Origin of the sequence: Sphingomonas sp. (assembly GCA_019635535.1) — a bacterium.
GTDB lineage: Bacteria > Pseudomonadota > Alphaproteobacteria > Sphingomonadales > Sphingomonadaceae > Allosphingosinicella.
In genome coordinates this window covers 509,100-531,728 of the sequence record JAHBZH010000001.1, presented here as the reverse complement: position 1 = coordinate 531,728, position 22,629 = coordinate 509,100, and the positions used below count along the sequence as shown (strand labels likewise).

Sequence of the window (22,629 nt, the reverse complement as noted above, 5' to 3'; positions counted from 1 at the left end):
TCTTCCGGGCGTCCGGAGAGGGAGGCGGCGATGACAGGGGTACGCTTCGGCCGGCATTTCGCGGCAGGTCTGTTCGTTCTGGCGCTGGCGTCCTGCGGCGGCGGCGGTGGTGGTGGCGGCACTCCGCCGCCTTCCGCCAATCGCCCGCCGGCCTTCACGTCGCCGGCCACCGCCAGCGTGCCGGAGAACAGCGCGGGCACGATCTACACCGCCGCAGCGAGCGACCCGGACGGCAATACGCTCACCTTTTCGCTCTCCGGCGGCGCCGACCGGGCGCGTTTCGCGATCACCGCCGCCGGGGCGCTGTCCTTCGTCGATCCGCCCGATTTCGAGGCGCCCGACGATGCCGACGCCAACAATGTCTATCTGGTCCAGATTTCGGTCAGCGACGGCACGACCAGCGTGACGCTCGATCTCGCGGTGACGGTCACCAATGTCGGGCCGGACGCCTTTCGCGTGACGCGGGTGGGCACCGGCTTTGCGGGGCCGATCGACATCGCGGCGCTGCCCGACGGCACGGGCCGTATGCTCGTGGTCGAGCGGGCCGGGCGCATCCGCATCCTCAATCCGGCGACCGGCGCGATCCTGCCCACGCCTTTCCTCGACATCGCCGCCCAGGTCAGCACGGACGGCGAACGCGGCCTGCTCGGCCTCGCGCTCGCGCCCGATTTCCAGGCGAGCGGCACATTCTATCTTTTCCTCACCAATCTGGCCGGCAATATCGAGATCAGGCGCTACCGGACGCTTGCGGGGAATCGCGACCAGGCCGATCCGGCCAGCGTCGATCTGATCCTCGCCATCCCGCATCCGGGGTTCAACAACCATAATGGCGGCTGGATTGGCTTCGGGCCCGACGGGTTCCTCTATCTCGGCACCGGCGACGGCGGCGGTGGCGGCGATCCCAATGGCAACGGGCAGAACCGCAACACCCTGCTCGGCAAGATCCTGCGCATCGATCCGGCCGGCGATGCCTTTCCGGCCGATCCGAACCGCGATTATCGCATCCCGGCCGGCAATCCCTTCGCGGGCGGCGGTGGCGCGGGCGAAATCTGGGCCTATGGCCTGCGCAATCCGTTCCGCGCGAGCTTCGATGCCGCTACCGGCAATCTGTGGATCGGCGATGTCGGTCAGGGCGCACGTGAAGAGGTGGACCTGATGCGGCCTCAGGACGGCGGCGCCAATTTCGGCTGGAACGTCGTCGAAGGCACGCTCAACTTCACCGGCCCGCCGCAGGCCGGCTTCACCCCGCCGGTCACCGAATACAGCCATGGCAGCGGCGCGCGCCAGGGCCGCTCGATCACCGGCGGACGGGTCTATCGCGGCCCGGTCGAAGCCTTGCGCGGCCAATATGTCTTCGCCGATTTCATCAGCGGCAACATCTGGTCGTTGCCGGTGCGCTGGGTCAGCCTGGGCACGACATTGAGCAGCGACCGCTTCTTCCTGCGCCGCGCGGATTTCACGCCCAATGCGGGCACGTTGAACAATATTGTCGCCTTCGGCGCGGACGCGGCTGGCAATCTCTACATGGTCAGCCTGGGCGGCGACATCTTCCGGTTGGAAGCGGTTTAGGCTCTACAACCGCTCGGCTGTCGAGACCATGTCGGTGGCCCTGAGCGCCGCCAGGATGCGCATGAGGTGCTGCACGTCGTGCACCTCGATGTCGAAATGAAAAGTGTGGAACGAGCCGTCGCGCGCGGTCTGGTCCATGCTGACGATATTGGCGCCGTGCGTGCCAAGGATGCCGGCGACGATGGCGAGCGCTCCCGGCTGATTCCTGACGATAACCGACAGGCGCGCGGTGCCGCCATCCGTCTCGTCGCCCCAGGCGAGATCGACCCAGTCGGCATCGATGCCGCTGGCCAGCGTGTCGCAACCGATCGTGTGCACCTCGATCCCCTCGCCTTCGCGGCGCAGGCCGACAATGCGGTCGCCCGGAATGGGGTGGCAGCATTCGGCGAGCTGGAAGGCGACGCCGGGGGTGAGGCCCTTGATCGAGATGGCGGTGCGCTGCGGCGGCGGCTTGGCGCCGTCGCGCGTCGCCGAGCCCGGCATCAGCGCTTCCATGACCTGCACGTCGTCCACGCGCTTCAGCGCGATCGCCTCCATGAGCGCCTCGTCATTGGGCAGCTTCAGCCGCCGCAGCGCTTCGGCCATCGCCTCCCAGCCCAAGGCCGCGGGCAGGCGCTGGACGATCTCGTCATAGATTTTCCGCCCCAGCGAGACCGTTTCCTCGCGCTCCTTGGATTTCACCCAGCGGCGAATCTTGGCACGCGCCTTGCCGGTGACGACATAGGACAGCCAGGCGGGCTGGGGGTGCTGAGCCTTGGAGGTCAGGATTTCCACCTGGTCGCCATTGTCGAGCAATGTGCGCAGCGGCATCACCCGGCCGTTGACCTTGGCGCCGACCGTCTGGTCGCCGAGATCGGTGTGCACGGCATAAGCGAAATCGACTGGCGTCGCGCCCTTGGGCAGCTGGATCAGCTCGCCCTTCGGCGTGAAGGCGAAGATGCGGTCGGTGTACATCGCCATGCGGGTATGTTCGAGCAACTCCTCGGCGCTGCCGGCATGGTCGAGGATTTCGACCAGGTCGTGAATCCAGGGATGGTCCGCACTCGCCTCGACCATGCCTTCCTTGTAGGCCCAGTGAGCGGCAAGGCCGTGCTCGGCCTGGGCGTGCATCTCGGCGGTGCGGATCTGGATTTCGATCCGCATCTGCTCGTCATGGATGATCGTGGTGTGGATGGAACGGTAGCCGTTTCGCTTCGGCGTCGAGATGAAGTCCTTGAAGCGGCCCGGCACGACCGGCCAGCGCTGGTGGATGAGGCCGAGCGTGCGATAACATTCGTCGACGCTGCCGACGATCGCGCGGAAGGCCATCACGTCGGACAATTGCTCGAAGCTGACATGGCGTTCGGCCATTTTGCGCCAGATGGAGAAGGGATGCTTCTCGCGACCCGTCACCTCGGCCTCAACGCCGTGTGCCTCAAGATGCGCCTTGATGCCGCGGCCGATGCGCTGGATGAGATCGTTGCCGCCACCCTTGTTCAGTTGCGCGAGCCGCTTGGTGATCGATTCGTAGGCGTCGGGCTCGAGCTCGCGGAAGGCGAGGGTCTGCATCTCGGTCATGAACTCGTACATGCCGATTCGCTCGGCGAGCGGGGCGTAGATGTCCATCGTCTCGCGGGCGATGCGGCGGCGCTTCTCCTCATTATCGATGAAATGAAGCGTGCGCATGTTGTGCAGCCGGTCGGCGAGCTTGACGAGCAGCACGCGGATGTCGCCGGACATGGCGAGCAGGAACTTGCGCAGATTCTCCGCCGCGCGCTGGCTCTCGCTCTGCGCCTCGATCTTGGAGAGTTTGGTGACGCCGTCCACGAGCCGGGCGACATTGCCGCCGAAATGCTTCTCGATCTCTTCCGGCGTCGCCAGCGTGTCCTCGATCGTGTCGTGCAGGATCGCGGTGACGATCGTCTCGTCGTCGAGACGCAGGTCGGTCAGGATGCCGGCGACCTCGATCGGATGGCTGTAATAGGGGTCGCCCGAAGCACGGGTCTGCGAGCCATGCGCCTTCATCGAGAAGACGTAGGCGCGGTTGATCAGCGCCTCGTCGGCGTCCGGGTCATAGCCCTTGACCTTCTCGACCAGTTCATACTGCCTGAGCACGACGCCAAGATGTGGCGCGAAGGCGCTTCGATCAATAGAATTCGATCAGTAGAGAATGTGTCGGCGCGCGGCGTGCTTACAGTTTTCATTTGCAACTGGAAAGCGGCGCCCATATCCATGACTCCAGAAACAGCGTAGGATCGCGCCTCATGCTCGACGTCGAACGCCACCGCGAATTGCTGCGCCAATGCTCGATCGCCGCCGCGCTGGAGGCGGTGGGCGAGCGCTGGTCGTTCCTGATCCTGCGCGGCGCGTTCAATGGGCTGCATCATTTCGAGGAATTCCAGTCGACGCTCGGCATCGCGCGGAACATCCTGTCGAACCGGCTGGTTCGGCTGGTCGAGCACGGCATCCTGGCGCGCGAGCCGGACCCGGCTGACCGGCGCAAGATCGCCTATCGCCTGACCGAAAAGGGCCGCGATCTGCTGCCGGTGCTGATCTCGCTGCGGCAATGGGGCGAGAAATGGGTGCTGGACGTGCCGGGCAATCCGGTCCTGGTCGATCGCCACACCCGACGTCCGATTGCGCCGATCGCGGTGCGCGCCGCCGATGGGCGCGCGCTCGAATTGGGAGAACTGGAATGGCTCGACCGCGACCAACTCCCGCCTGAATGAAGCGCTCTTTCTTGCCCTGACGCAAATTGCCTCCGCATGCCGGACATGCGGAGGCGGCCAAACGTCGGAGGACAGACGATCAGGGGCTGGTCGGCGTGCCGCCCTCGCTATCGCTCGATACCGCGATCGCGATGATCGCGACAAAGATCAGCAAGCCGAGCCCGATCCCGACGCCACCATTAAGCTGGCTGGAGTCGGTTGTGACGGCGCCGGCGCGCATATTTGCATTCGCCACGCTCAAGGGCGTGGCCGCACTCACGGCAATCGGGCTGATGGCCAATGTCGATGCGCTCAGGATCGTCAAAAGTCTTTTTGCGTACACATTCGCCTCCTAATGCAACATACGAGCCATGTCTCAGGCAAGAGTTACGCAGAATGGCGGATAATGTTCCTAAAAGACCTGTGAATCCTCAAGATATTGTTGCGGACGCGCAATCATTACGGAAGCGAAACTTGCGTCAGCCGTCGTAGTCCGCACCGGCATTTGTGTTGCGCTGGGGTGCGGCGGCGGTGAGGCGCAGCGCTTCGGCCGAAGCGCTCAGCGAACCCACTTCGTCCGCGACGTCGTCGTCATCGATCTGGACGCGCTGTAGGCTGCCGACCAGCGCCTCTTCCAGATGGCGCGGGCGGACGCTCTCTTCGGCGATCTCGCGCAGTGCGACGACCGGGTTCTTGTCGCGGTCGCGATCTATGGTCAGCTCGGCGCCGCCCGAAATCTGCCGCGCGCGCTGCGCGGAGAGGAGGACGAGGTCGAACCGGTTGGGGACTTTGTCGACGCAATCTTCGACGGTTACGCGCGCCATGCGGCAGCTCCAATCTTCAGAAAATCCGGCCCTGCGGGAAAGCCCGCGCGCCTATCAGCGCGGGCCTGCGGAGTCAATGTAGTGAGGGTCGGCCCTCTCTCCTAGACCCGCATCGGCATCAGCACGTAAAGCGCCGGCGCCTTGTCGTTCTCGCGCAGCAAGGTGGGCGCGGCGGCGTCGGCGAGGTGGACCTCGAGTGCATCGCCCTCGATCTGGCCCAATATGTCGAGCAGATAACGGGCGTTGAAGCCGATCTCGAAGCCGTCGGCGGCATAATCCGCCGGCACCTCTTCCGCCGCCGTGCCGTTTTCCGGCGAAGTGACGGAAAGTGTGATCCGATCGCGGTCGAGCGCCATCTTGACGGCGCGGGTGCGCTCGCTGGCGATCGTCGAGACGCGATCCACACCTTCCTCGAAGGCACGCGGGTCGATCTTGAGCAGCTTGTCGTTCGCGGTCGGGATCACCCGGTTGTAATCCGGGAAGGTGCCGTCGATCAGCTTGGAGGTGAGCACGGCATTGCCGAGCCCGAAGCGGATCTTGCTGTCCGAGAGCGAGACCTGGACCGAGCCGTCTACCTCATCGAGCAGTTTCCTGAGCTCAGCGACGCATTTGCGGGGGATGATGACTCCCGGCATGCCCTGGGCGCCGTCCGGGCGGGGCACGGTGACGCGGGCGAGGCGGTGGCCGTCGGTGGCGGCGGCCTTCAGCACCGGCTGCGCCTCGTCCGAGACATGCAGGTAGATGCCGTTCAGATAATAGCGCGTCTCCTCGGTGGAGATGGCGAAACGCGTCTTGTCGATGATCTGGCGCAGCGTTGCGGCGGGCAGCTCGAACGCGGTCGGCAGCTCCCCCTCGGCGATGATCGGGAAATCGTCGCGCGGAAGCGTGGCGAGAGTGAAGCGTGCCCGCCCGGCATTGACCTGCATCCGTCCTTCGGCGGCGATCAGCTCGACCTGGCTGCCTTCGGGAAGCTTGCGCACGATGTCGAACAGAGTGTGGGCGGGCACCGTGGTCGCGCCCGGTTCGGTGACATTGGCCTCGACCGTCTCGTTGATCTGCAGGTCGAGATCGGTCGCCATCAACCGGATCGAGCCGTCCTCGCCCGCCTCGATCAGCACGTTGGACAGAATCGGGATCGTATTGCGCCGTTCCACCACGGAATGGACATGCCCCAGCCCCTTGAGGAGCGTCGCCCGTTCGATCGTCGCCTTCATGATTACCCCTGCTCGGTCGCAATTCCGGAATTGAAAAATTGTTATAGCGGGACTTGTCTATGTCGCCAGCCCAATTGCATGAAAAAGGGGCCGGGGCGCTGCCGCCCCGGCCCCATTCCGGTCTCCGATCCGGAGCGATCAGAAGCGGAAGCCGAAGCCGCCGACGACCTGATGACGCTCGAAGCCCTGTTCGTAGTTCGAATAGCGATATTCGGCCTTCAGGAAGGAATTGGGGCCGATCGCATATTCGGCGCCCGCGCCGACACGGATACCGTCGAGATTCTCGCTGATCCGATAGTCGGCCACGGTCGTGCCCGGGCCGTCGTCATAGTCGAGCGACACCCGGCCGTTGCTGTAGCCGGCCTTGGCATAGAGCAGCAGGTTCGGCGCGACCGCCGCGCCGGCGCGAGCGCCGACATAGAGGTCGCGACGGGCACTGGCGCACAGCGCGTCGCCCGCGATCACGACATCGCCGACGCACGCGTCGGCGCTGGAATCGGTGACTTCGGCCTCGATGCCGAAGACGCCCCGGCCGCGCTGGATATCGTAGCCGACGCCGACGCCGTAAACGACGCCATTGGCGCCGTCGCCCTCGATATTGACCCGGTCGTAGCCGACGATGCCTTCGACGCGGGCGCCCTGGAACGGGGCGGGCTCCTGCGCCACGGCGGGACTCGCGGCGGCACCGGCGAGAAGCAGGAACATAGCAGACTTGTACATTTCAAACTCCCTTTGGCAGCCCTTTGAAGCACGGGCCGATCAGGCGCCTTTGGCGCGCCGAACCTGAACGCCAGCCGAACAGCGTATTAGTTCAGTGATACACTTATCGGAAAAAGTTCCATGGCCCGCGACGGGCCGTGGCGACGCCGCCGTCAGCCGCGCGCCAGCACCCGATCGGCGACGAACGGATTGGTCGCCCGCTCATGGCCGAACGTGCTCATCGGGCCGTGGCCGGGGACGAAGGCGGTGTCGTTCCCCAGCGGCCAGAGCCTGTTAGTGATCGCATCGAGCAGATCCTGATGGTTGCCCATCGGAAAATCGGTGCGTCCGATCGATCCCTGGAACAGCACGTCGCCGACGATGGCGAGCTTCGAGGCCGGATGGTGGAAGACGACATGGCCCGGCGTGTGACCGGGGCAATGATAGACGTCGAGCACCAGATCGCCGACCGTCACCGTGTCGCCGTCGACCAGCCAGCGATCCGATTCGAACGGCTTGCCGGTGATGCCGTAGGACCGGCCATCATCCTCCAGCCGGGAAATCCAGAAACGGTCGTCCTCGTGCGGCCCTTCGATCGGCACGCCGAGCTCATCGGCGAGTATCTTGGCCGATCCGCAATGGTCGATATGGCCGTGGGTAAGCAGCAATTTCTCGATCGTGACACCCTGCTGCTTCGCGGCTGCCTTCAGCCGGTCGAGATCGCCGCCCGGATCGGTGAAGGCGCCCTTCATCGTCGCGGTGCACCAGATCAGGCAGCAATTCTGCTGCAGCGGCGTCACCGGAATGATCGCGGCGCGAAGCGGAGGGGCGGCCATGCCAGGGACATGGCCCGGTGTCGCGCGCGATACAAGCGCCGGGGCTTGTGATAAGCCCGTTTCATGATCCGGTTGCTCCTCCTCGCCGGCGGCAGCCTGCTGCTCGGCGCCTGCGCCTTCCAGGCGGGCGGACTCTTCCAGCCGCTCAACCCCGTCGTCGCGTCGCTGAGCCAGCGCGAGCCGGATGTGCCTTATGTGCCGACGCCCGCGCCGATGGTCGAGGCAATGCTCGACATGGCCGAAATCGGGCCGGACGACTATCTGATCGACCTGGGATCGGGCGACGGGCGGATCGTGATCGCCGCCGCCCGGCGCGGCGCGCGCGGGCTCGGCGTGGATATCGATCCGAACCGTGTCGCCGAGGCAGCGAACGCGGCGCGCTTCGCCGGGGTCGAGGGACGCGTCGCCTTTCGCCGGCAGGACCTGTTCGCGACGCCGATTCGCGAGGCGAGCGTGATCGCCATCTACCTGCTGCCGGACGTCAATCTGCGGCTGCGTCCCCGCTTGCTCACCGAGCTCAGGCCCGGCACGCGGATCGTCAGCCACGCCTTCGCGATGGGCGACTGGCAGCCGGACGCGCATCGCGAGGTGGACGGGCGCAACGCCTATCTGTGGATCGTGCCGGCGGTCGCCGGGGGCCAGTGGGCGCTGACCGGCGCGGACGGGACGAGGATGCTGCTCGAGCTAGAGCAGCGATTCCAGGAGGTGCGCGGCACGCTCACCGCGCAAGGGCGGTCGTTCGCGCTGTCCGACGCGACGCTGCGCGGCGACAAGTTGCGGTTCATGGCGGGCGGGCGCGCTTATGCCGCGATCATCGACGGCGCGACGATGCGGCCCGATCCCGATGCGTCCGGCGAGCGCGGCTGGCAGGGCCTACGGACGGACTAGATCATCCCGCCATTGTCATCGGCATATTGCCGTTCGGCGGACCGGCGGAGCCGCCAGTTCAACACCCAGACCGTCGCGCCGATCAGGAAGCCGAGCAGCGCGAAGATCGAGAAATCGCCGATATAATTGAGGCTGATTGCGATCCAGACGGCGGTGAAGAGGGTCAGCCCCATGCCAGCCAGCTCGTTGGTGCGCGGATAGCGGAAAACGGGGGCGCCACCATGCGGGCGGACGGCATGGATGCCACGATGATCGATCGACTGGAACAGGTAGAAACGCCCGCTTTTGCCCGGCTCGACATGAGGTGTCAGATCGGCGTGGACGATGGGCTTCTTCACTTCCTCGGTCTGGCCGTCGCCGCGCCGGATGGTGATGCTGCGATAGATACGGACCCTGCCCGTCGCCCGTTTGAGGTCCGCAGCCTCAATCGCGCCGTCGATGATCGAAACGCCCATGGAAGCCCCCTTCCTATGTGTCGCTACAGGCCATTCGACGGGGCGCGAGTCAAGCGCGGCGGCCCATGCATGTTGTGCTGGCATTTTACAGAAATGTGACGTTTAGATGACGGCGAACGCAAGCCGGGGCCCGATGTGATCGAACAATATGGTGTGCTTCCCTATCGGATCGAGCCGAACGGGGAGGTCAAGATCCTGCTCATCACATCGCGGGACACCGGGCGCTGGATCATTCCCAAGGGCAATCCTGAGCCGGGCCTGCTGCCGCGCGATTCGGCGATGCGCGAGGCGCGCGAGGAAGCCGGCGTCGAGGGCGAGGTCACGGCCGAGCCGATCGGCACCTATCGCTATGTGAAGCAGCGCGGCGACGGCGACGCGGTGCCGGCCGATGTGGCGGTCTTCCCGTTGAAGGTGACCCGACAGTTGGACGACTGGGCGGAGCGGCACGAGCGCTCGACGCGATGGTTCAGTCTGGCCGACGCGGCCGGATCGGTGGCGGAGCGCAGCCTGCGCGGCCTCATCCTTGCCTTTCGGCCGCCCGGCGCGGGGCCGATGACGCCGGGACAGGTGCGCGACGGCGAGAGCCTGCTGGCGAGCGGCTTCGGCGTGCTCAAGCTGTTTCGCGCGATCATGCCGAAGGAAGACCGCTTCTTCGACATGTTCCGCCGTCATGCCGACATCCTCGTCTCCGGCACCGACGCGATGGTGGCGATGTTCGCCGGCGAGGAGGGGATCGCCGAATCCTGCCGCCGCATCGCCCAGCACGAACATGCCGCCGACGATGTGACCCGCGACGTGCTGGTCGCGGTGCGCCGCTCCTTCATCACCCCGTTCGACCGCAGCGCGATAACGGCGCTGGCTTCATCGATGGACGATGCGATGGACGAGATGTGGGGCACGGCCAAGGCGATCACGCTCTACGAGGTCGAACGCTTCGATCCGCAATTGCTCGAAATGGCCAAGATGGCGGCCGAGGCGGCGCGACTGGTGCAGGAAGGCGTGCCGCTGATGAAGCATATCGGCCGCAACGCCCACCGGCTCCACCAGATCACCGAGGCGATCGTCCATCTCGAAGGGCGCGCCGACGAGCTCCACGCTGCCGGCCTCAAGGCGCTCTACCAGAAGGAGGCGGCGAAGCGGCCGATGGCCTATTTCGTCGGGCGCGAAATCTACAGCCATGTCGAGCGCGTGCTCGACCGGCTGGAGGATGTGGCCGACGAGATCCAGGGCATCGTGATCGACCACGCCTGATGGAGCCGACCATCGCCTTCTCGCTGCTGGTCGCGCTGATCGGCGTGGCTTTGCTGTTCGATTTCCTGAACGGTCTGCATGATGCCGCCAATTCGATCGCGACGGTCGTGGCGACGCGGGTGCTCAGCCCGCCGGTCGCGGTCTGCTGGGCGGCCTTCTTCAACTTCATCGCCTTCCTGTTCTTCGGCCTCCATGTCGCCGAGACGATCGGCAAGGGCATCGTTTCGGCCGACATCATCGATCCGGCGGTTATTTTCGGGGCGCTGATGGGGGCGATCGCCTGGAACGTGATCACCTGGGCGCTCGGCATCCCGTCCAGCTCCAGCCACGGGCTGATCGGCGGGCTGCTCGGCGCCGGCATCACAAAGGGCGGGCTCGGCGTCATCGTTTCCTCCGGGGTGATCAAGACCAGCGTCGCGATCTTCCTGGCGCCGATGCTCGGCATGCTGGTCGCGCTACTCTTGGTGGTGTTGAGCTCCTGGGGCTTCCGACGAGTCAGCGCGCCGACCGCGGACAAGAGCTTCCGGCGAATGCAGCTCATGTCGGCCGCGGCCTATTCGCTCGGCCATGGCGGCAACGATGCGCAGAAGACGATGGGCATCATCGCCGTCCTGCTCTTTTCGCAAGGCATGCTGGGCGATGAATTCTACGTGCCTTTCTGGGTGGTGATCTCGGCCCAGGCGGCGATGGGGCTGGGCACCCTGTTCGGCGGCTGGCGGATCGTCCACACGATGGGCTCGAAGATCACCCGCCTCACGCCGCACCAGGGCTTCTGCGCGGAGACGGGCGGCGCGGTCATGCTCTTCGGGGCGACCTGGCTCGGCATCCCGGTGTCGACCACTCACACGATCACCGGCGCGATCATGGGCGTCGGCGCCGCGCGCCGCGCCTCGGCGGTGCGCTGGGGGGTTGCCGGCAACATCGTCGTCGCCTGGGTGATCACCATGCCGGCGGCGGCGCTGATCAGCGCCTTCTTCTACTGGATGACGCGATTCTTCTAAATCAACATTCCACCACGTTGACGGCGAGGCCGCCGAGGCTGGTTTCCTTGTAGCGTTCGTTCATGTCGAGGCCGGTCCGTCGCATCGTCTCGATCACCTGGTCGAGGCTGACCCGGTGCGACCCGTCGCCGATCATGGCGAGGCGGGAGGCCTCGATCGCCTTCACCGCGCCGACCGCGTTGCGCTCGATGCACGGCACCTGGACGAGCCCGCCGACCGGATCGCAGGTGAGGCCGAGATTGTGCTCCATGCCGATCTCGGCGGCATTCTCGACCTGGCCGTTCGTCCCGCCGAGCGCCGCGGTCAGCCCGGCGGCGGCCATCGAGCAGGCGACGCCGACCTCGCCCTGGCAGCCGACCTCGGCGCCGGAGATGGAGGCATTCTCCTTGAACAGCGCGCCGATCGCGGCCGCGGCGAGCAGGAAGGTGCGCACTCCGGCCGCGTCGGCGCGGGGCGTGAAGCGCTGATAATAACGCAGCACGGCGGGAACGATACCCGCCGCGCCGTTGGTCGGCGCGGTCACGACCTTGCCGCCGGCGGCGTTCTCCTCGTTGACCGCCAGCGCCCAGAGGTTGACCCAGTCGATCACGGTGAGCGGATCCTGCAAACAGCGCTCGGCCCGCTCGGTGAGCAAGGCATGGAGGCCCGGCGCGCGGCGCTTGACGTTGAGCCCGCCGGGCAGAATGCCGCCCTGCCCCATGCCCCGGTCGGTGCAGGCCGACATGGCGGCGGCGATGGCATCGAGCCCCGCGTCGATCTCGGCATCGGACAGACCGGCGCGCTCGTTGGCGCGGGCGAGCTCGGCGATGCCGAGACTCTCGCGCGCGGCGATGGCGAGCAACTCATCGCCGGAGGCATAAGGGAAGGGCACGTCCCAACCTCCCTCGGGAGGAGCGTTCCGGCCCACGCTCGCTTCATCGGCGATCGCGCCGCCGCCGATCGAATAATAAACCTGGCTTTCCACCTCGCCGGAAGCCGCGGTGGCGGTAAAGCGCATGCCGTTGGAATGGTGCGGCAACCGCTCGCGCTGGTTGAAGCGCAGGTCGGCCGCCTCGTCGAAGGCGAGATCGTGCGCGCCGGCGAGCATGAGCCGCCCGGTGTCGCGGATGCGCGTCACGATCCGCTCCGCTTCGTCGGGATCGAGCGCGGCCGGGCGCAGGCCCGACAGGCCGAGCAGGACGGCGCGGTCGGTGGCGTGACCCTTGCCGGTCAGCGCGAGCGATCCATAGAGGTCCGCCTCGACGCGGACGACGGACTCCAGCAGGCCGGCGTCGCGCAGCCCCTCGACAAAGTCGCACGCCGCCGTCATCGGACCCATTGTGTGTGAACTGGACGGGCCGACGCCGATCTTGAACAGATCGAAGACGCTGCAAACCAAAGGCTCTCTCCTTGCCGGGGGGCATGGACCGGAAGCCGGGCGATGACAAGCGCCGGGCCCTTCGTGCTGCTCGACGATGCACGGGGCGGCGGCGAGGCGTGGCTTTATGCGGGCCCGACCGAGATCGTCGCGACGCACGAGCCAGCCGAGATACGTGCCTGCCTGGAGCGGCTGCGCGGGCGCCATGCCGCGGGATTCCTGTCCTACGAGGCCGGGCTGGCGTTGGAGGACAGACTGGCGCCGCGCGCCGAAACGCCGTCGCCGGACGCGCCCCCATTATTGTGGTTCGGCATGTTCGACCGGGCCGAACGGGTCGATCCCGCCGCCTTGCTGCCCGATGGCAGCGGGGCCTGGGCGAGCAGGCCCCGGCCGCTGATCGCGGAAGCCGACTATCGCGCCGCGATCGACGCGGTGCTGGCGCATATCGCCGCCGGCGACATCTATCAGGCGAACCTGACCTTCCAGGCGGAGGCGCGCATAGCGGGCGACCCGCGTGCGCTCTACGCGACGATCCGCAAGCGCGCCCGCGCCGGGCATGGCGGCATCGTCTTCACCGGGGATCACTGGCTGTTGAGTTTCTCGCCGGAGCTGTTCTTCACCTGCGACGGCGGCCATGTCGTCACCCGCCCGATGAAGGGCACGGCTCCGGCCGGCAGCGATCCGGCCGCGCTGCGCGACGATCCCAAGCAGCGCGCCGAAAATCTGATGATCGTCGATCTGCTGCGAAACGATCTCTCGCGCCTCGCCCGGCCCGGCACGGTGAAGGTGCCGGAGATGTTCGCCGTCGAGACTTATCCGACCGTGCTCCAGATGACCTCGACGGTCACGGCCGAACTGGAGCAGGGCGCCGGGCCGGTCGATCTGCTCGCCGCGATCCACCCCTGCGGCTCGGTGACGGGGGCGCCCAAGATCCGCGCGATGGAGATCATCCACACCCTCGAAAAGGGCCCGCGCGGCGTCTATACCGGCGCGATCGGCCGATTTGCGCCGGACGGCGCGGCGGCGTTCAATGTCGCGATCCGGACCCTGGTCATCAAAGCGGGCGAGACGCGTGCGCGATTGGGCCTGGGCTCCGGCATCGTCGCGGACAGCCGCGCCGGGCCGGAATGGCGCGAATGTCTGACGAAGGGGGAATTCTTGGCGACGACGCGGCGCTTCGACCTCATTGAGACGATGGCGTTCGATCCTCATGCCGGGATCGCCGAGCTCGATCGCCATCTCGCCCGGCTGAAGCGCAGCGCCGAGGCGCTCGATTTTCCGTTCGATCGCCATGAAGCGCGCAACGAACTGCAGGCTGCCACCTTCCGCGCGGGGCCGAGCATCGTCAGACTGCTGCTGTCGCCGAGCGGCGCGATGGCGATCGAGCTCAGGGCGCCGCCGCCCGCCCTGGATGGGCCGGTGCGGGCGGCGATCGCCGATCTGCCGGTGCCGGCCGAGGATTTCCGGCTGCGCCACAAGACGAGCGACCGCGCTTTCTACGATCACGCGCGCGCATCGGCAGGCACGCTCGAAGTGCTGTTCCGCGATTCCGCCGGCTTCCTGACCGAGGGCAGCTTCACGTCCCTGTTCGTCGAACGGGACGGCGCGCTGCTCACGCCGCCGCTGTCGCGCGGGCTGCTGCCGGGCATCTTGCGCGAACGGCTGATTGAGGAAGGCCGCGCACGGGAAGCGGACCTGACCGAGGCCGACCTCGCCGACGGCTTCCTGATCGGCAATGCGGTACGCGGATTGATCCCGGCAGTGTGCGCCTAGGCGGCGAGCGGGAAACGCAGCAGCCGATCCTCCAAAGGCACCAATGCTTCTGCGGGTGCGCCGACCGCGCGGGCTATTTCCGGATGGCCGGCATTGAGCCCGCCGGTCAGCGTGCCGAAGGCCGGCAGGATCAGCTTGCTCTTCGTGGCGACGAAGCAGCGGCGCGAGACCATCCGGCCGCGCCGGCTGATCCTGAGCTTCGGGTGGAAATGGCCGGACAGCTCGGGGCGCGCTTCGCCCGGCTTGGCCTCGTGGCGCAGCACGATGCCGTCCACCTCCGTTTCGTCCACGACCCGGCCGCCACAGGCATCGGCGAGCGCGGGATCGTGATTGCCGACGATCCAGGTCCAGCGCGTCGCGGCAGTGAGCGCGGTCAGCGCTTCGCGGGCGCCGGCCGGCAAACGTCCCACGCCCTCGCCGTCGTGGAAGCTGTCGCCCAGGCACCAGATTTCGACGGCCTCGGTCGCGCGCGCAAGCGCGCCAAGGTCGGCAAGCGTCGCCAGGCTGTCGTAAGGCGGCAGCATCTGCCCGCCTTTGGCGAACCAGCTCGCTTTCTCGAGATGGAGATCGGCGACCAGCAAGGCGCGTCGGGCGGGCCAGAACAAGGCGCCCTGCGGCAGCGCGCGGAACTCATGTTCACAGAACGAAAGGCGAACCATGGGTCCCGCTATAAAGCGGGCCGGGCCGGGTTCAAGCGGTCAGCGCGCGGTCTCTACGGCAATCGGCACCACGGGCGATGCCTCGCCGGGAGCGTTGAGCGCGAAGAAGAGAATCCCGCCGAGCACGAAGCCCTGGCCGACCAGTGCGAACGGGTTCTGCAATTTCTTCTTCCACACACGCATCACATATCTCTGATCTTGTCTCGTCTTGCCGGGCCGCCTCGACGCGAAAGCGCGCCCGTTAGCTTCCGGAACGAAGTTTGGCTAGCCGCCTGCGTCTAAACGACGCCTGAACCGCGATGTTTAACGCGGTTCATCTTCTCCGGCCGGCGCGGGCAGGAACCGCGTGACCAGTTTCGCCAAGGTCAGCAAGGCAAGTCCCATGCCCGCGCCGACCAGCACGAGCCGGTATTGCCCCGCGCCCGAAGCGATGCCGATCGCGGCGGCGACCCAGATGTTCGCCGCGGTGGTGAGGTTCACGACATTGGCGCCGCGCACGAAGATGACGCCGGCGGCGATGAAACCGATCGCCTGGGACAGCCCCTGGATCGCGCGCAGCGGATCGGGCTGGAAATCGTCGCCGCGCAACTGGACGGTGAGCATGAGCGAGGAGGCCATGATCATTGCCGAACTCAACGCGACCAATGCATGGGTGCGAACCCCCGCCGCATGGCCGTTCAGCTCCCGGTCGAGCCCGAGCAACAGGCCGACCAACGTGGCGACGCCCAGCCGAAGCGTCAGCTCGGACCAGGAAAAGAGCGCGAGCGGATCGTGATCGAGCATCCGCTCCAAATGCGGAACCGGCGCCGGAAGTTCCGGCGCCGGTCCTTTCGGGTCAGGCGGTTTGCCTTTCGTCCGCCTCGGCCTTGTCGCGCTGGGCCGCGGGCGCCGCCTCGATCGTGGCGGGCGCGCCGCCGCCGATCGCGATCTTGCGCGGCTTCATCGCTTCGGGAATTTCGCGCACGAGTTCGATCGACAACAGGCCGTCACTCAGATCGGCCGCCGTCACCCGGACGAAATCGGCCAGTTCGAACCGGCGTTCGAATGCGCGGGTGGCGATGCCGACATGCAGGAAATTGCCGTCGCGGCTGCGTGTCTCCGCGCGGCGGCCGGTGACGATCAGCATGTTCTGCTGCGCGGTGATTTCGATCTCGTCACGCTTGAAGCCGGCGACGGCGAGCGTGATCCGGTAGGAATCGTCGCCCAGCTTCTCGATGTCGAACGGCGGGTAATTGTCCTGTTCGGCGCGGTTCGCGCTCTCCAGGAAATCGAACAACCGGTCGAAGCCGACGGTCGAGCGGCGATAGGGGGTGAAATCAAAGCGTGTCATGTCCAAAGTCCTCCATTGAGCAACATTGAACGGGGCGCGCCCGAGGCACGGGCCCCGTCTGCAACGCATCGGAAACCGAACGGGCTTTCCGACGGATCAGGATTTAGGAGCGCTTGTTCCGGGTTCAAGAGGATCTGTTTTGCGCAAGGCTCCGTCGACGGCGGCCGCGAGCTGTTCGGTGCCGAACGGCTTGTGCAGCACGGTCACGTTCGCGCCGAGCGCGGATTCGACCTGCGCGCTTTCGGCATAGCCGGTGACGAGCATTACCGGCAGATCGGGCTCGAGCGCCCGCGTGGCGCGGGCGACCTCGGCCCCGTTCATGCCGGGCATGGCGAAATCGACCAGCATCAGGTCCGGCGCGGCGTTCGCGATCGCGGCGAGTGCTGTTTCGCCATCCCCGGCGGTCTCGACGCGATAGCCGAGCTCGGTCAGCGCATCGGCGATGAAGGCGCGGACATCCGCGTCGTCGTCCACCACCAGGACGTGCGCACCGATATGCGGATCATGCGCATGGCGCGCCCCCGAATCCGCAGTTTCGATTCGATCGGTTTCGGGCTCGACCCGGGCGAGCAGCAGGCGGATCGCGGTGCCGCCGCCCTCGCGGCTGTCGATACGCAGCGTGCCGCCCGCCTGGCGGGCAATGCCATAGACCTGCGACAGGCCGAGCCCGGTGCCCTTGCCGAACGGCTTGGTGGTGAAGAAGGGCTCGGTGGCGCGCACTGCGACCTCCGGCGCCATGCCGTGGCCGGTATCGGCGACGGTGAGCGCGATATAGTCGCCGGCGTCGAGGTCCGGGCCGCCCGGCTCGGCGACAATTTCCGTCGAGATGAGGAGCTCGCCGCCATCCGGCATCGCGTCGCGCGCGTTGATCGCGAGATTGAGGATCGCGTTCTCGAGCTGGTTCTCGTCGCACAGGGCGTACCCCGCCTCAGCGTCGAGCGTGGTGCGAATCACGATGTCGGGCCCGATCGTGCGGCTCAGGATCTGGCGCAGATCGCCGATCACCCGGTTGACCTCCACCGGCGCCATGTTGAGCCGCTGGATGCGCGAGAAGGCGAGGAGCTGGGAGGTTAGCTTGGCGCCGCGCCGACCCGCCTCCAGCGCGATCTCGGCGATCCGCTTCAGCCGTTCCTCCTGGAGCCCGGCGGCGATGATCTCGAGCCCGCCGATCACCGGCGTCAGCAGATTGTTGAAATCATGCGCGATGCCGCCGGTGAGCCGCCCAACCGCCTCCATCTTCTGCGCCTGCCTGAGCGCCTCCTCGGCCCGTTCGCGCTCGGCCACCTCGGCGGTAAGCCGGTCGAGCGCCTGGGTGAGGTCGGCGGTGCGCGCCGCGACCTTGCTTTCCAGCGTCTCGTTGACGTCGCGCAAAGCCTGCTCGGCCAGCTTCCATTCGGTGATGTCGTGGGCGACGCCGATGAAGCCGATATGCTCTCCGCCCGCCCCCCAGCGCGGCTGCGAGATCGAACGCAGCCAGCGCCATTCGCCGTCGCCGCGCCGAAAACGTGCCTCTAGCGCGAAGGTCTGTAGCGAAGCCTCGCCGGCGATCGATTCCGCGAGGATGCGTGCACCGTCATCCGGGTGGATGATCTCGCGCCAGTCGAAATCCACCGCGTCGTCGTAAGAGATGCCGAGAAAATCGACATAGGCGCGGTTGACGAAGCCGCGCCTGCGGTCGAGCTTCGTCACCCACATCGGCACCGGCGCGGAATCGGCGATCAGGCGGAACCGCTCCTCGCTCTCACGCAGCCGTTCCTCTGTGCGCTCGTCGCTGTTCGCGGCGGTGATGACGCAATAGATGCCGGCGATTTCGCCGTCATCGCCGCGCACCGGATTGTAACAATAAGTGAACCATATCATCTCCTCGCGCCCGCTGCGGCGGACGGGCCGGGGATCGGCCTCCATATAGACCGTCTCGCCGGCCAGGGCGCGCTCCGGATTGGCGCCGACCAGCGGCCAGATATCGGCCCAGATTTCACGCATCGGCCGGCCCAGAGCGGGGCGCCGGTCACCGACGATCTCGCCGAAACTGTCATTGTGGATGAGCAGCAGTTCGGGTCCCCAGCCCAGAAACATCGGCACGTTGGAGCCGAGCACGATGCTGGCGGCGGTCTTCAGTCCTCGCGGCCAGCCGGCCGGCGGTCCGAGCGGCGTCGCGGACCAGTCATGCGCCCAGGCCGCCGCTGCGGTGCCGCCCGGCGGAACGGGCAGGCCGCCGGCATCGGGCGGAGGCAGGATCGACTTCATCGCGTGCGACGGCCTCCTCTCCAGAGCCGGTCTTCCCTGAAAGCCTAACTCCCTCTTTGTTATGAAGAAAGAGCTAAGCGGAGGGCAGTGGGAATCCGATCAGGAAGTGGGTCTTTGCGCGTGCACGCGAAATTCGGGCTCGGCACCAGCCTGCGCCGAGCGGAGCACACGCAGCAGGTTGCCGCCCATGATCTTGGCGATGTCCGCCTCGCTATAGCCTTCGCGAAGCAGCCGGGCGGTGATGCGCGGCAGCCCCGCAATGTCCTCCAGCCCGACCACGCCGCCGCCGCCGTCCCAGTCGGCGCCCAAGCCGACATGATCGACGCCCATCACCCGGATGATGTGGAGGGCGGCGCGCATGAAGGTTTCGAAGTCCGCGTCTGTGAAGGGACGTTGCGCGTCCAGCGCCGCCTTGTCGGCCATCAGCCGGCGGCGTTCTTCGGGCGAAAGCCGATCCCATTGCGCCTGCCGCCGCTCGATCGCCGACCGCTCCGGCGAACGGTCGTCGGCGGCCAGGAACACCATGTTGAGGAACAGCACGCCGCCGCTCGCCGCCAACCGCCGCATCCGCTCGTCGCTGGTGTTGCGGGGATGATCGTAAAGCACGCGCGCGCCGTGATGGGAGAGCACGATCGGCACCCGCGACAGCTCGATCATCTGGTCGATCGCCGTGTCGGAGCTGTGGCTGCCGTCGATGACGATGCCGAGCCGGTTCATTTCCGCCACCCATTGCCTTCCGAGCGGCGACAGGCCGTTCCAGCGCGCCTCGCCGGTGGTGGAATCGGCGAACTGGTTGGTGCGGCTGTGCACCGGCCCGGCCATGCGCACGCCGAGCCGGTGGAAGGTGCGCAGCAGCGACAGATCCTCGCCCAGCGGCCAGCTATTCTCCATCGAAAGGAAGGCGACGCGCCGGCCCTCGCGCACCAGCTGCTCCGCATCCTCGGCGGTCAGCGCGAGGCCCATGGCGTCACGATTCTCGCCGATCACGCGGTGGATCGCGGCGGCGCGGACCAGCGCGCGGTCGCGCGCCTCGCGATAGCCCTCCGGCGTCAGGTCGCCCTGGCCGAGATAGATGACGAACATGCCGCCATCGAGACCGCCTTCGATCATGCGCGGCAGATCGACCTGGCTGCCGTCCCATTCGAAGCGGTTGCGCTGCGAAAAGTCCCACTGGCCGTCGTCGAACCGCATCGGAATGTCGAGATGAGTGTCGAGCACGATCATCCGCTCGTGCATTTCGCGGATTTCGCCGGTCACGTCGGGCTCGGACTGGGCCGAGGCTGGAATGGCGAATGAGGCGGCAAGGGCTAAAGCGATGGTCAGGCGCATGGCGAACTCCGCTGGAGGAAGCCATATTCAAGGACGGCAAGGCGCGTCCGTCAACCGCATCGCCGTTTCCGCCAGCGCCTCGGCTTCGATCAGCAGTTCGTCCTCGGCGACGCCCGCGGGCACCATCTCGCGCCCGATCATGATGAGCGTCGGCACGGCGAGGGGGGAGACGCGGTCGAGATCGATATGCAGCATCGTGTCCGCCGCCCGCTCCAGCAGCGAGGACAGGCGGCCGATGTCGGTGAGCCGCGTCTTCGCATCCTCCCAGGCGGCGCGCAGCAGCAGGTGATCGGGCTCGTAGCGGCGCAGTACGTCGTAGATGAGATCGGTCGAGAAGGTGACCTGCCGCCCCGACTTGCGCTGGCCGGGCTGCTGGCGCTCGACCAGTCCGCCGATCACCGCGACCTCGCGGAAGGCGCGTTTCAGCAGGCTCGATCCCTGCACCCATTCGACGAATTCCTGCTCCAGCAGATCGGCGCTGAACAGGCTGGCGGGGTCGGCGACCGGCTCCAGCCCGTAACAGGCCAGCGCGTAATCGTTGGCGACAAACCCCAAGGGTTTGAGCCCCGCCGTCTCTATCCGCCGGGTGAGCAGCATGCCGAGCGACTGATGCGCGTTCCAGCCCTCGAAGCTATAGGCGATCATATGGTGCCGCCCCTCGTGCGGGAAGGTTTCGACGAGGAGCTGGTCGGGACGCGGCAGGACGGAGCGGCGCGCCTGCACCTCCAGCCATTCGCGCACATCGTCGGGGAAGCGCGCCCAGGAAGCGGGATCGGCAAGGAACTGGCGAACCCGGTCGGCGAGGCGCGTCGTCATGGCGAGGCGGGCGCCGACATAGGTCGGGATGCGCGCGGACTTCTTCGTGGCGCGCACGACGATCTCGGCGGAGTCGAGCCGCTCGACCTCCAGGCTGAGCCCGGCGAAGAAGAAGGTGTCGCCGACGCTCAAGGTGGAGGCGAAATAGTCTTCAACCGTGCCGAGCTTGCGGCCGTTGCGGAAGCGCACGTCGAGCACGGGCGCATCGACGATGATGCCGGCATTCATCCGGTGCTGCTGAATGAAGCGCGGGTGGCTCACCCGCCATGTTCCGTCGGGCGCGCGGGTCAGCCGCTTGAACTTGTCGTAGGCGCGCAGGGCATAACCGCCGCTCTCGATGAAGCCGAGGATGCGGCCAAACGTCTCGGCGTCGAGGCCGGCATAAGGCGCGGCGCCTTGCACCTCCGCGAGCATCTCCTCTTCGCGGAACGGCCCGGCGCAGGCCATGGCCATGACATGCTGGGCGAGCACGTCGAGCGCGCCGGGACGAAAGGTTTCGGCATCCAGCTCGCCCGCCTCGATCGCATCGAAGGCGGCGCGCGCCTCCAGATATTCGAAACGGTTGCCGGGCACGAGGATCGCCTCGCTGGGCTGATCGAGCCGGTGATTGGCGCGGCCGATCCGCTGGATGAGGCGCGAGGCGCCCTTGGGCGCCCCCATCTGGACGACGAGATCGACATCGCCCCAGTCGACGCCGAGATCGAGGCTGGCGGTGCAGACGAGCGCGCGGAGCCTGCCGGCCGCCACCGCCGCCTCGACCTTGCGCCGCGCTTCCACCGCCAGGCTGCCATGATGGATGCCGATCGGCAGATTGGCGTCGTTGACCGCCCACAGCTCCTGGAAGATCAACTCGGCGAGCCCGCGTGTATTGCAGAAGACCAGGGTGGTGCGGTGCGCCTCGATCTCCTTCATCACCCGGGGGGCGGCCCATTTGCCGCTATGGCTGGACCAAGGGATTCGCGCCTCTTCGGGCAGCATGATGTCGATCTTCGGCTCGGCGCCGGGATCGCCCCGGACCAACGCCACTTCGGAGGCGTCGCCATGCGGAGCGAGCCAGCCCTGATAGGCTTCCGGATCGGCGACGGTGGCGGACAGGCCGACACGGCGCAGGCTCGGCGCCAGCTTTTGCAGCCGCGCCATGGCGAGGCTGAGCAGGTCGCCGCGCTTGGTGCTGGCGAAGGCGTGGATCTCGTCGATAACGATGGTACCCAGATCTTCGAACAAACGGTCGCCATCCGGATGACTGAGCAGCAGGCTCAGCGATTCCGGCGTGGTGAGCAGCATCTGCGGCGGCCGGGCACGCTGGCGCGCCTTGCGGTCGGCGGGCGTGTCGCCGGTGCGGGTCTCGACCCGGATCGGCAGGCCCATCTCGTCGATCGGCGCCAGCAGGTTGCGGCGCACGTCCACCGCCAGCGCCTTCAGCGGCGAGACGTAAAGCGTGTGCAGGCCGTCGGTTGGCGTCTCGATCAATTCGGCCAGGCTGGGCAGGAAGCCCGCCATGGTCTTGCCCGCCCCGGTCGGCGCGACGAGCAAGGCGCTCCTTCCGGCGCGCGCGGCGGCCAGCATGTCGCGCTGGTGCCGGCGCACCGCCCAGCCCTTCGCGGCGAACCAGCCGGCGAGGATCGCGGGCAGGGAGGAATCGGAGCCGGGCGCCATGCCGACCATATAGCCACGCCGCCGCGATTTAAGCTGCC

General features: G+C 67.1%; 21 protein-coding genes. 6 read left to right on the top strand and 15 right to left on the bottom strand.

From position 1 onward, the window contains the following. Window positions 1–30 precede the first annotated feature (30 nt). Window positions 31–1,569, top strand: coding sequence for a PQQ-dependent sugar dehydrogenase (locus tag KF780_02770; GenBank protein ID MBX3560714.1), 1,539 nt, complete (start codon window positions 31–33; stop codon window positions 1,567–1,569). A 3-nt stretch (window positions 1,570–1,572) separates the two neighbouring features. On the opposite strand, the gene KF780_02765 is transcribed toward KF780_02770, so the two are convergent. Then, window positions 1,573–3,663 carry a bifunctional (p)ppGpp synthetase/guanosine-3',5'-bis(diphosphate) 3'-pyrophosphohydrolase gene (locus KF780_02765; protein MBX3560713.1) on the bottom strand — a complete coding sequence of 697 codons (2,091 nt, stop codon included), beginning with the start codon at window positions 3,661–3,663 and terminating at the stop codon, window positions 1,573–1,575. 149 nt (window positions 3,664–3,812) lie between these two features. On the opposite strand from KF780_02765, the gene KF780_02760 reads away from it, so the two are divergent. Further along, on the top strand, window positions 3,813–4,277 hold the full coding sequence (locus KF780_02760; protein MBX3560712.1) for a helix-turn-helix transcriptional regulator: 465 nt from the start codon (window positions 3,813–3,815) through the stop codon (window positions 4,275–4,277). Between the two features lie 79 nt (window positions 4,278–4,356). Here KF780_02760 and KF780_02755 read toward each other — a convergent pair whose 3' ends face one another. The 5 genes from KF780_02755 to KF780_02735 all read right to left on the bottom strand — a co-directional run bounded on the left by KF780_02755 (window position 4,357) and on the right by KF780_02735 (window position 7,829). Beyond that, the gene (locus KF780_02755; protein MBX3560711.1) at window positions 4,357–4,581 is read right to left on the bottom strand and encodes a hypothetical protein; all 225 of its coding nucleotides are present in this window, start codon (window positions 4,579–4,581) and stop codon (window positions 4,357–4,359) included. Window positions 4,582–4,735: 154 nt separating this feature from the next. Next, on the bottom strand, window positions 4,736–5,080 hold the full coding sequence (gene rpoZ, locus KF780_02750; protein ID MBX3560710.1) for a DNA-directed RNA polymerase subunit omega: 345 nt from the start codon (window positions 5,078–5,080) through the stop codon (window positions 4,736–4,738). Between the two features lie 101 nt (window positions 5,081–5,181). Beyond that, window positions 5,182–6,294, bottom strand: coding sequence for a DNA polymerase III subunit beta (locus tag KF780_02745; GenBank protein ID MBX3560709.1), 1,113 nt, complete (start codon window positions 6,292–6,294; stop codon window positions 5,182–5,184). A 138-nt stretch (window positions 6,295–6,432) separates the two neighbouring features. After that, window positions 6,433–7,014 (bottom strand): porin family protein, encoded by a 582-nt coding sequence (locus KF780_02740; protein MBX3560708.1) that lies wholly within the window; start codon window positions 7,012–7,014, stop codon window positions 6,433–6,435. 152 nt (window positions 7,015–7,166) lie between these two features. Continuing rightward, a complete protein-coding gene (locus KF780_02735; GenBank protein ID MBX3560707.1) occupies window positions 7,167–7,829 on the bottom strand; it encodes an MBL fold metallo-hydrolase in 663 nt (220 codons plus the stop codon). Window positions 7,830–7,892: 63 nt separating this feature from the next. Between KF780_02735 and KF780_02730 the strand changes: the two genes are divergently transcribed. Next, window positions 7,893–8,717, top strand: a complete 825-nt coding sequence (locus tag KF780_02730; GenBank protein MBX3560706.1) for a class I SAM-dependent methyltransferase — start codon at window positions 7,893–7,895, stop codon at window positions 8,715–8,717. Here KF780_02730 and KF780_02725 read toward each other — a convergent pair. After that, the gene (locus KF780_02725) at window positions 8,714–9,172 is read right to left on the bottom strand and encodes a hypothetical protein (protein MBX3560705.1); all 459 of its coding nucleotides are present in this window, start codon (window positions 9,170–9,172) and stop codon (window positions 8,714–8,716) included. The genes KF780_02730 and KF780_02725 overlap by 4 nt on opposite strands. A 138-nt stretch (window positions 9,173–9,310) precedes the next feature. On the opposite strand from KF780_02725, the gene KF780_02720 reads away from it, so the two are divergent. Together KF780_02720 and KF780_02715 are read left to right on the top strand one after the other, a co-directional pair. Beyond that, window positions 9,311–10,423 carry a DUF47 family protein gene (locus KF780_02720; GenBank protein ID MBX3560704.1) on the top strand — a complete coding sequence of 371 codons (1,113 nt, stop codon included), beginning with the start codon at window positions 9,311–9,313 and terminating at the stop codon, window positions 10,421–10,423. Further along, on the top strand, window positions 10,423–11,424 hold the full coding sequence (locus tag KF780_02715; protein ID MBX3560703.1) for an inorganic phosphate transporter: 1,002 nt from the start codon (window positions 10,423–10,425) through the stop codon (window positions 11,422–11,424). Before KF780_02720 ends, KF780_02715 begins: the two co-directional genes overlap by 1 nt. A gap of 1 nt (window position 11,425) precedes the next feature. On the opposite strand, the gene KF780_02710 is transcribed toward KF780_02715, so the two are convergent. After that, complete coding sequence (locus KF780_02710; GenBank protein MBX3560702.1) at window positions 11,426–12,802, bottom strand: L-serine ammonia-lyase; 1,377 nt, start codon at window positions 12,800–12,802, stop codon at window positions 11,426–11,428. A 42-nt stretch (window positions 12,803–12,844) separates the two neighbouring features. On the opposite strand from KF780_02710, the gene pabB reads away from it, so the two are divergent. Further along, window positions 12,845–14,554, top strand: a complete 1,710-nt coding sequence (pabB, locus tag KF780_02705) for an aminodeoxychorismate synthase component I (GenBank protein ID MBX3560701.1) — start codon at window positions 12,845–12,847, stop codon at window positions 14,552–14,554. Here the strand turns inward: pabB and pdeM are convergent. From pdeM to KF780_02670, 7 genes are all read right to left on the bottom strand, one after another. Further along, window positions 14,551–15,213: a ligase-associated DNA damage response endonuclease PdeM gene (gene pdeM, locus KF780_02700; protein MBX3560700.1), complete on the bottom strand. Its 663-nt coding sequence runs from the start codon at window positions 15,211–15,213 to the stop codon at window positions 14,551–14,553. The genes pabB and pdeM overlap by 4 nt on opposite strands. 39 nt (window positions 15,214–15,252) lie before the next feature. Beyond that, complete coding sequence (locus KF780_02695; GenBank protein MBX3560699.1) at window positions 15,253–15,396, bottom strand: hypothetical protein; 144 nt, start codon at window positions 15,394–15,396, stop codon at window positions 15,253–15,255. Between the two features lie 120 nt (window positions 15,397–15,516). Next, window positions 15,517–15,996 carry an MgtC/SapB family protein gene (locus KF780_02690; GenBank protein ID MBX3560698.1) on the bottom strand — a complete coding sequence of 160 codons (480 nt, stop codon included), beginning with the start codon at window positions 15,994–15,996 and terminating at the stop codon, window positions 15,517–15,519. A gap of 52 nt (window positions 15,997–16,048) precedes the next feature. Next, complete coding sequence (locus KF780_02685) at window positions 16,049–16,543, bottom strand: Hsp20 family protein (GenBank protein ID MBX3560697.1); 495 nt, start codon at window positions 16,541–16,543, stop codon at window positions 16,049–16,051. A gap of 96 nt (window positions 16,544–16,639) precedes the next feature. Continuing rightward, complete coding sequence (locus KF780_02680; protein MBX3560696.1) at window positions 16,640–18,790, bottom strand: response regulator; 2,151 nt, start codon at window positions 18,788–18,790, stop codon at window positions 16,640–16,642. 99 nt (window positions 18,791–18,889) lie between these two features. After that, complete coding sequence (locus tag KF780_02675; protein MBX3560695.1) at window positions 18,890–20,119, bottom strand: dipeptidase; 1,230 nt, start codon at window positions 20,117–20,119, stop codon at window positions 18,890–18,892. A gap of 27 nt (window positions 20,120–20,146) precedes the next feature. Beyond that, on the bottom strand, window positions 20,147–22,591 hold the full coding sequence (locus KF780_02670; protein ID MBX3560694.1) for a ligase-associated DNA damage response DEXH box helicase: 2,445 nt from the start codon (window positions 22,589–22,591) through the stop codon (window positions 20,147–20,149). Window positions 22,592–22,629: the final 38 nt, after the last annotated feature.